This window comes from Pseudomonas sp. P5_B3 (assembly GCF_056400405.1).
The window spans coordinates 146,725-159,188 of record NZ_JBFULI010000009.1 but is presented as its reverse complement, the minus strand read 5'-3'; the positions used below and the strand labels follow the sequence as shown (position 1 = coordinate 159,188).

Below are 12,464 nucleotides of genomic sequence, written 5' to 3'. Positions count from 1 at the left end.
ATCAAGCTCCCTTGAATTTAACTCGGAGTCCACATCATGACCAAACTTATTCCTTATTTTATTCAGGCCCACTAAGAACTCACCAAACTCTATTGGCATTCCAAAGGCCAGACAAAGTTGAACTTTTACGGAAAAGCTCATTCGTCCATCTTTGAAATTAAAAAACCGAGACAGTTTTGCTTGAGTTCTACTAACTAAGTATTTCTCCATGATGCTTTCAGCTATCAAATGACTTCTTAGCACACATCCTATTTCATCCTCAGTCCTTGCAGCCTTCATCAAACTGGTCACACCGATAAAAGCTCCAGCACTATCAACCATGCTCAAGCTGTCGTCGTTCATTGACTCATCGCGCTCTTGATCACGCACAAATATTCCTTATAGATTGGTTGCGAACATCATTGATGGCTTCTTACTTTGATGCCAAGCGACGCTACTCTACCAGTAGAGCTATGTTAGTGAGTCTGGCATGGTTTCGAGAGAGGACCAGTGGGCCTCGATGCTCACCCTAAAAGTCACGGGGGGCTGTAAGAAACAACCTAAAGGAGAAACCCCATGGACACCCTACAGGCTGCCTATCTGGTCTGTGTGGTTGTCCATCTGGCCTTTTGGCTGTACGGGCACCTCAAGGGACCTTAACGATAAAATACAGAAAATTTGGGAATGACCACCTCATTGCATCTACAGGCTCAGGTTCCCCCGTATGCCCTCGCGCAGGTCCTCGCGGGCGCCATAAGGACCCCTCACGGGCAGGCGATAAGGACCCCCAGAAGGCTGATTATTCGGGGCCGCTGGTGGTAGCTCTCACGGGCTCAAAGTGTTAGACCAGCGTTAGAACGATGTTAGACACTCATTGAAAAATGCCCGTAGAATGAAGCTTTCAAGCCTTCGAGGTGCCTTTGTGGAGTTTTTTTCCGAGTACGCCGTTTTCCTGGCCAAGACCGTGACCCTGGTGATCGCCATTCTGGTGGTCCTGGCCAGCTTTGCGGCCTTGCGCAGCAAAGGGCGGCGCAAATCCTCCGGCCAGTTGCAGGTCAGCAAGCTCAATGATTTCTACAAAGGGCTGCGCGAGCGCCTGGAGCAAACCTTGCTCGACAAGGACCAGCTCAAGGCCTTGCGCAAGACGCAGGCTAAAACCGACAAGAAACAGAAGAACAAAACCGAGGCCAAATCCCGGGTGTTCGTGCTGGATTTCAACGGCGATATCAAGGCTTCAGCCACCGAAAGCCTGCGCCACGAAATCACAGCCTTGCTGACCCTTGCCACGCCGAAGGACGAAGTGGTGCTGCGCCTGGAAAGCGGCGGCGGCATGGTTCACAGCTACGGCCTGGCTTCTTCGCAACTGGCACGCATCCGCGAAGCCGGCGTGCCCTTGACCGTGTGCATCGACAAGGTCGCGGCCAGTGGCGGCTACATGATGGCGTGCATCGGCCAGAAGATCATCAGCGCACCCTTCGCGATCCTCGGCTCGATTGGCGTGGTGGCGCAGTTGCCCAACGTCAATCGCCTGCTGAAAAAGCACGACATCGATTTCGAAGTGCTGACCGCCGGTGAATACAAGCGCACCCTGACCGTGTTTGGTGAAAACACCGAGAAGGGGCGGGAGAAGTTCCAGCAGGATCTGGACATCACCCATCAACTGTTCAAGAACTTCGTGTCGCGCTATCGCCCGCAACTGGCTATCGACGAAGTGGCCACCGGTGAAATCTGGCTTGGCGTCGCGGCGCTGGACAAGCATCTGGTCGACGAACTCAAGACCAGCGATGAATACCTCGCCGAGCGGGCCAGGCAGTCCGAGCTCTATCACTTGCATTACACCGAACGCAAAAGCCTGCCAGAGCGCATTGGCATTGCCGCCAGCGGCTCGGTCGATCGGGTGCTACTGAGCTGGTGGAGCCGCTTGACTCAGCAACGCTTCTGGTAAGCCTTTAGCGGGCACCTGCAAAAAATCAAACCGCGGATTTTCCGCGATTTTGATGATCGAGCCAGGCTTTACCGCGATTGGGTAACGATGGGGCGGCCGTTGCCGGTGATCACCGAACAGGCCTGGAGGACGGCCTTGAACCCAGCAAAGAGTTCAAGGCCTGGGACATCAACGGCGACGGAACAGCGGCAGCGGTTCGTCGGTCGCTGCCTGATAGCTCACCGAGAAGTCCTTGAGACCTTCCAGGGCTTCGTGCGGATCTTTGTCGGGGCGAATGGCGAACGCATCGAAACCACAGCGGTGCATGTAGAACAACTGATCGCGCAGCACATCACCAATTGCCCGCAGTTCGCCCTTGAAACCATAACGGTCACGCAGCAGGCGGGCGTTGGAGTAGTTGCGGCCATCGGTGAAGGCCGGGAAGTTCAGGGCGATGACCTGGAACTGCGCCACGTCTTCACCGATTTCCTCGGCCTCTTCATCGGCGTCCAGCCAGATGCCCAGGCCGCCATCGCGGGCCAGGAGCATACGGCTGTGTTCGCGCCACAGCTGCAACGGCACGATGAGATCGTCACAGTTGCTGATCTGGTCGATGTTGAAATCCTTGGGCAGCAGGTGCCAGGTCTCGTCGACGACCTCGTTGTTCTTAATGATTCGCTGCATAGACACGCTCCTTGAAGAGGTCGATGCCAATACGCTGATAGGTGTCGATGAAGCGCTCGTCTTCGGTACGTTGTTCAATGTACACGTCGATCAGCTTTTCGATCACGTCAGGCATGGCTTCCTGGGCAAAGGACGGGCCGAGGATCTTGCCCAGGCTGGCGTCACGGCTGGCGCTGCCGCCGAGGGAAACCTGATAGAACTCTTCGCCTTTCTTGTCCACCCCGAGGATGCCGATGTGACCGACGTGGTGGTGACCACAGGCGTTCATGCAACCGGAGATGTTCAGGTCCAGTTCGCCGATGTCGAACAGGTAGTCCAGGTCGTCGAAACGGCGCTGGATCGATTCGGCGATCGGGATCGACTTGGCGTTGGCCAGGGAGCAGAAGTCGCCACCCGGGCAGCAGATGATGTCGGTCAGCAAACCGATGTTCGGCGTGGCGAAACCTTGCTCACGCAACTCGCCCCACATGGCGAACAGCTGGCTCTGTTCAACGTCGGCCAGGATGATGTTCTGCTCGTGGGAAGTGCGCAGTTGACCGAAACTGTAACGGTCGGCCAGGTCGGCCACGGCGTCGAGCTGTTTGTCGGTGATGTCGCCCGGTGCAACGCCGGTCGGCTTCAGGGACAGGGTCACGGCGACATAACCCGGCTTCTTGTGGGCCAGGGTATTGCGCACGCGCCAGCGGGCAAAGCCCGGATGCTGCTGGTCGAGCTCGGCCAGGGCGGCGGCCTGGTTTTCCAGCGCCTTGTAGTCCGGGTCGACGAAATGCTTGGCGACGCGCTGCACTTCGGCTTCGGTCAAGGTGGTCTGGCCACCGCGAAGGTGTTCCATTTCCGCGTCGACTTTCTGTGCGAAGACTTCAGGCGTCAGCGCTTTCACCAGAATCTTGATCCGCGCCTTGTACTTGTTGTCGCGACGGCCATAGCGGTTGTAGACCCGCAGGATGGCGTCGAGGTAGCTCAACAGGTCTTGCCACGGCAGGAATTCATTGATGAACGCGCCCACGACCGGCGTACGGCCAAGGCCACCACCGACCAGCACGCGGAAACCCAGTTCGCCGGCGGCGTTGTGCACCGGCTCAAGGCCAATGTCGTGGACTTCGATGGCGGCGCGGTCGGAGGTAGAACCGTTGACGGCGATCTTGAACTTGCGCGGCAGATAAGCGAATTCCGGGTGGAACGTGGTCCACTGGCGGACGATCTCGCACCATGGGCGCGGGTCGATCAGCTCATCGAAGGCGACACCGGCGAACTGGTCGGTGGTGACGTTGCGCAGGCAGTTGCCGCTGGTCTGGATCGCGTGCATCTGCACGGTGGCCAGTTCAGCGAGAATGTCCGGAATGTCTTCCACGGCCGGCCAGTTGAACTGCACGTTCTGCCGGGTACTGATGTGGGCGTAGCCCTTGTCGTAGTCACGGGCAATTTTGGCCATCATTCGCACCTGGCGCGAAGTCAGCTGGCCGTAAGGCACGGCGACTCGCAACATAGGCGCGAAACGCTGGATATAAAGGCCATTTTGCAGGCGCAGGGGGCGGAATTCTTCTTCGCTCAGCTCGCCTGCCAGATAGCGTCGGGTCTGATCACGGAACTGCTTTACGCGGTCCTCGATGATCCGCTGATCGTATTCGTCGTATACGTACATATAAGTCCTGTTCTCAGGCTTGGGCCGGTCGGAAACAGCGGCGTTTTTTGGCTTGCTGGCGTCCGATAAAACCTCGGCAATTCTGCGCGCACGGCCGCGCACTCCCTACGGAGCTGGGGCAAGATACCAGTTTGCAGTTATGCGTAAAAGTGATGTTTGAGCATATGTAAAGAACCAAATCGCCTAATGAGAATCGTTGTTGCAAAGCCCTTGTTTGTGGTGCGGGCAATCGTCGTCTTTACTCTGCTCGAGTCTTTATGCAATCACCGATAAAACCGACAAGAGGCGATGCAATGAGCAACCCAACCAAAGCACGGAAAAGCGATAGTACTGTTGATGCCTGGGCAATTTTGTTCCTGATCATTCTGGTCGTGGGGACGGCGGTTTTCTGGGTCAGCCATCAGTAAACGACCCCGTCCGGGCCCGGTTCCGACGATTGTCTGACAAAAACCGGAAAAATCGCCGTTTTACGGAGGCTCGCTGGCTATAATGCGCGGCGAATTTCCGGGGGCTCGGACGATCAATGTTGAAGTTCTTCTGTGGTGCAGTGCTGGCGCTGGGTATGGTCTGGGGACCATGTGTCCAGGCGGCGTCCGTATTGTTCCTCAATCCAGGGACCACCCAGGAGACGTTCTGGGTCAGTTACTCGCAATTCATGCAGGCCGCGGCCAAGGACCTGGGCATGGATTTGCACATCCAGTATTCCGAGCGAAACGCTGAAACCACACTCAAGCAGGCCCGCGAGGCTCTGCAAGGGCCGAATCGACCGGACTATCTGGTGTTCGTCAACGAACTGTACGTTGCGCCCGAAATCCTGCGTCTGGCTCAAGGCAGCGGTGTGAAGCTGTTTTTGGTCAACAACGGCCTGACCGCAGACCAGATGCGCCTGCTCGGCGCTCAGCCGGACAAGTATTCCGACTGGTTGGGCAGCCTGGTGCCCAACAATGAGGAGGGCGGCTACTTGATGCTCAAGCAGCTGATTCGCCTGCATCGCCCGGTCGCGCCCGGTCAGGTCATTGATCTGCTGGCCTTTTCCGGCCTGAAGATCACGCCAGCCGCGCAACAGCGTGAGAAGGGCATGATGCGGGCATTGGCCGAACACCCTGAAGTGCGGTTGCGCCAGTTGGTCTATGGCAGCTGGACCCGCGAGCGCGCCTATGAACAGGCCAGGTTGTTGTTCAAGCGTTATCCGCAAACGTCGCTGGTCTGGTCGGCCAACGATGAAATGGCCTTTGGCGCCATGCAGGCTTATGCCGAAACCGGAGGCCAGCCCGGCAAGGACGCGCTATTCAGCGCCATCAACAATTCACCGGCCGCGTTACAGGCGCTGTTGGATGGGCGGTTGAGTGTGCTGTTGGGCGGCCACTTCACTCTGGGTGGTTGGGCGCTGGTGCAGTTGCATGACTACGACCAGGGGGTGGATGTCAGCCAGTATGGTGGGCGCGACCGGCAGGTTCCGTTGTTGCAGCTGATCGATCACGCACAAGCCAGGCGATTGCTGGCTTTGAGCACCACTCAGGATTACGGTGTGGATTTCCAGAAACTCTCGGCCAAGGGGCAGCCGGCGTCCTGGCGCTACCCGTTCAGTCTGCAAGCCCTGATGCACTGAGTCGGTTCAGATACCCGCCAGGTGCAACACCAGTTTGACGATGCCAAACAGTGTCAACGCGAACACTGCCGTGAACAGAATCCCCAGAATCACGAAATGACTCGGCTTACCGTGAGTGAAGTCACGCGCCCGGTTTTTCCCGCTTTGCACCCCGAACGCCGCGGCCATGACGCTGTGCAGCATTTGCCAGAAGGTTGGTGGCTTGTTGTCGACTGGATCGTCCATAAAACCCTCGTCATCAATACATGAGAGGTAAGCATAGACAATACACCCGAAACCTGTGGGAGCGTGGCTTGCCCGCGATGAACGATGACGCGTTTTCCCTGTGAAACCGCGGCGCGTCCATCGCGGGCAAGCCACGCTCCCACAGGGGATGGGGGTTAGTTGTCGTAACCCAGGTTCGGCGCCAGCCAACGCTCGGTCACGCTCAGCTCCTGGCCTTTGCGCGAGGTGTAGCTCTGCACCTGGTCCTTGTCGATCTTGCCCACGGCAAAGTATTGCGCCTGCGGGTGAGCGAAGTACCAGCCGCTGACCGCTGCCGCCGGGAACATGGCGTAGTGTTCGGTGAGGAACACGCCGCTGCGGCCTGCGCGCATTTCCTGGGCTTCTGGATCGAGTAGGGCGAACAGCTGGGCCTTCTCGGTGTGATCCGGGCACGCCGGGTAGCCCGGAGCCGGGCGGATGCCGGTGTATTGCTCTTTGATCAGCGCCTCGTTGTCCAGCGTCTCATCCTTGGCGTAACCCCAGTAGTCTTTTCGCACCTGCTGGTGCAGCCACTCGGCGCAGGCCTCGGCCAGGCGGTCGGCCAGGGCCTTGACCATGATCGAGTTGTAATCGTCGCCGGCGTCCTGGTAGGCCTTGGCGACCTCTTCGGCACCGATCCCCGCGGTGGTGATGAAGCCACCCACGTAGTCGGTCACTTCACTGTCTTTGGGCGCAACGAAGTCGGCCAGGGAGAAGTTCGGCTTGCCGTCGGTCTTGATGATCTGCTGGCGCAGGTGGTGCAGCTTGGCCATTGGCTTGCCGTCATCGCCATAGAGCTCGATGTCGTCGTCATGCACCTGGTTGGCCGGCCAGAAGCCGAACACCGCACGGGCGCTGATCAGTTTCTCGTCGATCAGTTTGGTGAGCATTTCCCGGGCATCTTTGTATAGCGAGGTGGCGGCTTCACCGACCACTTCGTCCTGGAGGATGCGCGGGAACTTGCCGGCCAGGTCCCAGGATATGAAAAACGGCGTCCAGTCGATGTATTCGGCCAGAACGTTGAGGTCGATGTTGTCCAGCACCCGCGTACCGGTGAAAGTCGGTTTGACCGGTGTGTAGCTCGCCCAGTCGAATTGCGGCTTCTTGGCGATGGCCGCGCCGTAGCTCAGGCGTTCGGTGCGGGCGCTGCGGTTGGCAGTGCGCTCGCGAACCTCGATGTAGTCCTGGCGGGTTTTCTCGACGAAACCAGCCTTGAGTTCCCTGGACAGCAACTGGGTCGCCACGCCCACGGCGCGGGAGGCGTCGGTGACGTAGATCACCGCGTCGTTGCTGTACTTGGGCTCGATCTTCACCGCCGTGTGCGCCTTGGAGGTGGTGGCGCCACCGATCATCAACGGCAGGTGGAAGTCCTGACGCTGCATTTCGCGGGCGACGTGGACCATTTCATCCAGCGACGGGGTGATCAGGCCGGACAGGCCAATGATGTCGCACTTCTGTTCCTTGGCCACCTGGAGGATTTTCTCCGCCGGCACCATCACGCCGAGGTCGACGATGTCATAGCCGTTACAGCCCAGCACTACGCCAACGATGTTCTTGCCGATGTCGTGCACGTCGCCTTTGACGGTCGCCATCAGGATCTTGCCCTTGGCCTCTGGCTTGTCGCCTTTTTCCAGTTCGATGAACGGGATCAGGTGCGCCACGGCCTGCTTCATCACGCGAGCGGATTTCACCACTTGCGGCAGGAACATTTTACCGGCACCGAACAGGTCGCCGACGATGTTCATGCCGGCCATCAACGGGCCTTCGATCACTTCGATCGGGCGGGCGAAGGATTGGCGCGACTCTTCGGTGTCTTCAACGATGTGGGTGGTGATGCCTTTGACCAGCGCATGCTCCAGACGCTTGTTGACGTCCCAGTTGCGCCACTCTTCGGTCTCGGCTTCCTTGACACTGCCGTCGCCCTTGTATTTGTCGGCGATGGCGAGGAGGGCGTCGGTGCCTTCCGGGGTGCGGTTGAGGATCACGTCTTCCACGGCGTCGCGCAGTTCCACCGGGATCTGGTCGTAGATCTCCAGTTGGCCGGCGTTGACGATGCCCATGGTCAGCCCGGCGCGGATTGCGTACAGCAGGAATACCGAATGGATTGCCTCGCGCACCGGGTTGTTGCCACGGAACGAGAACGACACGTTGGACACGCCACCGGAGGTCAGCGCATACGGTAGCTCGTCGCGGATGTAAGCACAGGCATTGATGAAATCGACGGCGTAGTTGTTGTGCTCTTCGATACCGGTGGCCACCGCGAAGATGTTCGGGTCGAAGATGATGTCTTCCGGCGGGAAGTCCACTTCGTTGACCAGAATATCGTAGGAGCGCTTGCAGATTTCTTTCTTGCGCGCTTCGGTGTCGGCCTGGCCGGCTTCGTCGAAGGCCATCACCACTACCGCGGCGCCGTAGCGCTTGCACAGTTTGGCGTGATGAATGAACTGCTCGACGCCTTCTTTCATGCTGATCGAGTTGACGATGCCCTTGCCCTGGATGCATTTCAGGCCGGCTTCGATCACTTCCCACTTGGAGGAGTCGATCATGATCGGCACGCGGGAGATGTCCGGTTCGCCGGCAATCAGATTGAGGAAGGTCACCATGGCCTTCTTCGAATCGAGCATCCCTTCGTCCATGTTGATGTCGATCACCTGGGCGCCGGCCTCGACTTGCTGCAGGGCGACTTCCAGGGCTTCGGTGTAGTTGTCCTCGCGGATCAGGCGGGCGAACTTGGCGGAACCGGTGATGTTGGTCCGCTCGCCGACGTTGACGAACAGCGAACTGCGATCGATGGTGAACGGCTCAAGGCCCGAGAGGCGGCACGCCTTGGGAATGTCCGGAATCTCGCGCGGCGCATAACCGGCCACGGCCTTGGCGATGGCTTCGATGTGGCCCGGCGTGGTGCCGCAGCAACCGCCGACGATGTTGAGGAAGCCGCTCTGGGCGAATTCTTCGATGACCTTGGCGGTTTCCGATGGCAGTTCGTCGTACTCGCCGAATTCGTTCGGCAGGCCGGCGTTCGGGTGCGCGGAAACGTGGGTGTTGGCCTTGTTCGACAGCTCTTCGAGGTACGGGCGCAGTTCGCGGGCGCCGAGGGCGCAGTTCAGGCCGACGGAAATCGGCTTGGCGTGGGCCACGGAGTTCCAGAAGGCTTCAGTGGTCTGGCCGGACAGCGTGCGGCCCGAGGCGTCAGTGATGGTGCCGGAAATCATGATCGGCAGTTCGACGCCCAGTTCTTCGAACACGCCCTGGACGGCGAAGATCGCGGCCTTGGCGTTCAGTGTGTCGAAAATGGTTTCGATCAGGATCAGGTCGGCGCCGCCTTCGATCAGGCCTTTGGTGGATTCGGTGTAGTTCTCCACCAGCTCATCGAAGGTCACGTTGCGGTAGCCGGGGTTGTTCACATCCGGGGACAACGAGCAGGTGCGACTTGTAGGGCCGAGCACGCCGGCGACGAATCGCGGCTTGTCCGGAGTTTCCAGGGTCTTGGCGTCGGCGACCTTGCGCGCCAGGCGAGCGCCTTCTACGTTTAACTCGTAGGCAAGGCCTTGCATGCCATAGTCAGCCAGGGAGATCTGGGTGGCGTTGAAGGTGTTGGTTTCCAGAATGTCGGCGCCAGCGTCCAGGTAGGCTTTTTCAATGCCGCCAATCACGTCCGGGCGAGTCAGTACCAGCAGATCGTTGTTGCCTTTGACATCGCTTGGCCAGTCAGCGAAGCGTTTGCCACGGTAATCCTGCTCTTCGAGCTTGTAGCTCTGGATCATCGTGCCCATACCGCCATCGAGAATCAGGATGCGCTCTTTGAGGGCGTGCTTGAGAGCTTGAAGGCGAACGCTGCGATCGGACATTTGGACTACTCGGTAAGACCATGACGAAGGGCAGGGATGATAGCAAACCTGTGCGCTTTTAGAGCATGACTCGGTTTTGCATGAATATCGTTCATGTTGGCAAGGGTGACAGACCGGTAGAATCGCGGCGTTTTTTCAGGATTCAGGACCAGGGACATGTCGTATCGCTTCGTCATCGGCACATTGCTGTTGTTTTTAAGCTGGGGCGCTGTGGCGCAAAGTCCGGCGATTTCTTCCGTCATTTCATACAGCCGCGACATTCAACCGATCTTCACTGAAAAGTGCGTGGCCTGCCACGCCTGCAACGACGCCGCCTGTCAGCTCAATCTGGGCAGCGGCGAGGGCGCGGCACGTGGCGCGACGAAAGTCCCGGTCTACGACGGGGACCGCCGGCAGGCTGTTGCGCCGACCCGACTATTCTATGACGCCTCCGGCAAACAGGCCTGGCAGCAAAAGGGCTTCTATTCGGTGCTCGATGCCCAGGGCAGCCAGGCCGCATTGATGGCGCGGATGCTGGAACTGGGCCACAAAACCCCATTGCAGCCCAACGCCAGGCTGCCGGAAGACATCGTCCTGGGCCTGAACCGGGAAAACATGTGCGCCATGCCCGGGGAGTTCGACGGCTACGCCGCCAGGCATCCGAAGGAGGGTATGCCGCTGGCAGTGACCGGCCTGACCGACCAGCAGTACCAGACGCTGCAACGCTGGCTGGCGGCAGGGGCGCCCATCGACCGGCAGGGCCTGGTCCCGAGCGCCAAAGAAGCCCAGGAAGTGATCCAATGGGAAAGCCTGCTCAACTCCCCGGGCGCCCGGGAAAGCCTGGTGGGGCGATGGCTGTACGAGCACTGGTTCCTCGCCCATCTCTACTTCAAGGATGGCGAGTCCGGGCATTACTTCCAGTGGGTGCGTTCGCGCACCCCGACCGGCCAGCCGATTGACCTGATCAACACCCGTCGCCCGAACGATGATCCGGGCACGCAGTTCTACTATCGCTTGTGGCCGGTGCAGGGCGTGATCGTGCACAAGACCCACATCACCTATGCGTTGAGTGCGGCGAAGCTGGCGCGGGTCAAGAGCCTGTTCTACAGCGGCAACTGGCAGGTCGACGCATTGCCGGGCTACGGGCCGCAGAGCCGGGCCAACCCGTTTGCCACCTTCGAAGCGATTCCGGCCCAGGCGCGCTATCAGTTCATGCTCGATAACGCCGAGTACTTCGTGCGCACCTTTATCCGTGGGCCGGTGTGTCGCGGTCAGATCGCCACGGACGTGATCCGCGATAATTTCTGGGCGTTTTTCCAGGCGCCCGAGCACGACCTGTATGTCACCGATCCGAACTATCGCGGGCAGGCCACGCCGTTGCTGGCGATGCCGGGGCAGAACGATGATGTCGGCAGCGTCCTCAGCCTGTGGCACGACTACCGCGACAAGCGTAACGAATACGAAGCCTTGCGCCGGGACAGCTACGCCGATGAGCCGGCGCCGAGCTGGTCGACCCTGTGGGCCGGCAATGACAATGCGCTGCTGAGCATCTTCCGCCATTTCGACAGCGCTTCTGTGACCAAAGGCCTGATCGGCGACGTGCCGCAAACCATTTGGCTATTCGACTATCCGCTGCTGGAGCGCACCTACTATCAACTGGCAGTGAACTTCGATGTGTTCGGCAACGTGTCCCACCAGGCCCAGACGCGGCTGTATTTCGACCTGATCCGCAATGGTGCCGAGCAGAATTTCCTGCGCCTGATGCCCGCCGATTCCCGGGATGGCTACCTCGACGACTGGTATCAAAACAGTGGCAAATTCAAGATGTGGCTGGACTACGAGTCCATCGACGATGACAAGCCGACTGCGTTGAGTCTTGATTCGCAGGATCCCAAGCGGGATTTCGCCCGGCAATTGCTGGCCCGTTACGGCGATCTCAATGCCAGGCCCGACCCGATCAATCGCTGCGACGGCGCTTACTGTTCGCGGCCGAACATCGATCCGGACCTGCAAAGTGCCGAGCAGGCGCTAAGCCGCCTGACTTCCCGTCCGGCGGCCGGGTTGAAAGTGATTGATCAGCTCCCGGAAGCGACCCTGCTGCGCATCGAAACCAGCAGCGGCAAGCGTGAGGTCTACAGCCTGTTGCGCAACCGTGCCCACAGTAACGTCGCATTCCTGCTCGGTGAATCGCTGCGCTATCAGCCGGGGCTCGACACCCTGACGATTTTCCCGGGTGTGCTCAGCAGCTATCCGAACTTCATGTTCAACATTCCGGCCGGGCAAGTGCCGGACTTTGTGGATGCGATGGAAAGCGCCAAGGACACCGACAGCTTCGAGAAAATCGTCGAACGTTGGGGAATACGCCGCAGCCATCCGCAATTCTGGGTTTATTTCCATGACCTGAGCCGCTACATCCAGGAAACCGATCCGGTGGAAGAGGGCGTGCTGGACATGAACCGCTACGAGAATCTCTGATCTACCGCAGACCCCCTGCGGGAGCAAGCTCGCTCCCACAGGGATATTGGTGTTTCTTTTCCCGACAAAAATACTAGGACT

7 protein-coding genes and 1 pseudogene are annotated in these 12,464 nt (G+C 59.1%); 3 read left to right on the top strand and 5 right to left on the bottom strand.

What is annotated here, in order from left to right:
* Positions 1-369 (bottom strand): annotated as a pseudogene (locus AC1DRN_RS08700) (hypothetical protein); the annotation flags it as partial.
* Positions 370-901: 532 nt separating this feature from the next.
* Between AC1DRN_RS08700 and sohB the strand changes: the two are divergent.
* A complete protein-coding gene (gene sohB, locus AC1DRN_RS08695; RefSeq protein WP_223462856.1) occupies positions 902-1,924 on the top strand; it encodes a protease SohB in 1,023 nt (340 codons plus the stop codon).
* 168 nt (positions 1,925-2,092) lie between these two features.
* On the opposite strand, the gene AC1DRN_RS08690 is transcribed toward sohB, so the two are convergent.
* Complete coding sequence (locus tag AC1DRN_RS08690) at positions 2,093-2,587, bottom strand: DUF934 domain-containing protein (protein WP_223462857.1); 495 nt, start codon at positions 2,585-2,587, stop codon at positions 2,093-2,095.
* Positions 2,571-4,229 (bottom strand): nitrite/sulfite reductase, encoded by a 1,659-nt coding sequence (locus AC1DRN_RS08685; RefSeq protein WP_223462858.1) that lies wholly within the window; start codon positions 4,227-4,229, stop codon positions 2,571-2,573. The genes AC1DRN_RS08690 and AC1DRN_RS08685 overlap by 17 nt, the downstream gene beginning before the upstream one ends.
* A 523-nt stretch (positions 4,230-4,752) precedes the next feature.
* Here AC1DRN_RS08685 and AC1DRN_RS08680 point away from each other — a divergent pair.
* The gene (locus tag AC1DRN_RS08680) at positions 4,753-5,838 is read left to right on the top strand and encodes an ABC transporter substrate-binding protein (protein WP_223462859.1); all 1,086 of its coding nucleotides are present in this window, start codon (positions 4,753-4,755) and stop codon (positions 5,836-5,838) included.
* Positions 5,839-5,844: 6 nt separating this feature from the next.
* Here the strand turns inward: AC1DRN_RS08680 and AC1DRN_RS08675 are convergent, their stop codons facing one another.
* Complete coding sequence (locus AC1DRN_RS08675; protein ID WP_223462860.1) at positions 5,845-6,063, bottom strand: DUF2970 domain-containing protein; 219 nt, start codon at positions 6,061-6,063, stop codon at positions 5,845-5,847.
* Between the two features lie 155 nt (positions 6,064-6,218).
* Positions 6,219-9,929: a methionine synthase gene (gene metH, locus AC1DRN_RS08670; protein ID WP_477786669.1), complete on the bottom strand. Its 3,711-nt coding sequence runs from the start codon at positions 9,927-9,929 to the stop codon at positions 6,219-6,221.
* Between the two features lie 156 nt (positions 9,930-10,085).
* Between metH and AC1DRN_RS08665 the strand changes: the two genes are divergently transcribed.
* Positions 10,086-12,383 carry a fatty acid cis/trans isomerase gene (locus tag AC1DRN_RS08665; RefSeq protein WP_457265930.1) on the top strand — a complete coding sequence of 766 codons (2,298 nt, stop codon included), beginning with the start codon at positions 10,086-10,088 and terminating at the stop codon, positions 12,381-12,383.
* Positions 12,384-12,464 lie beyond the last annotated feature (81 nt).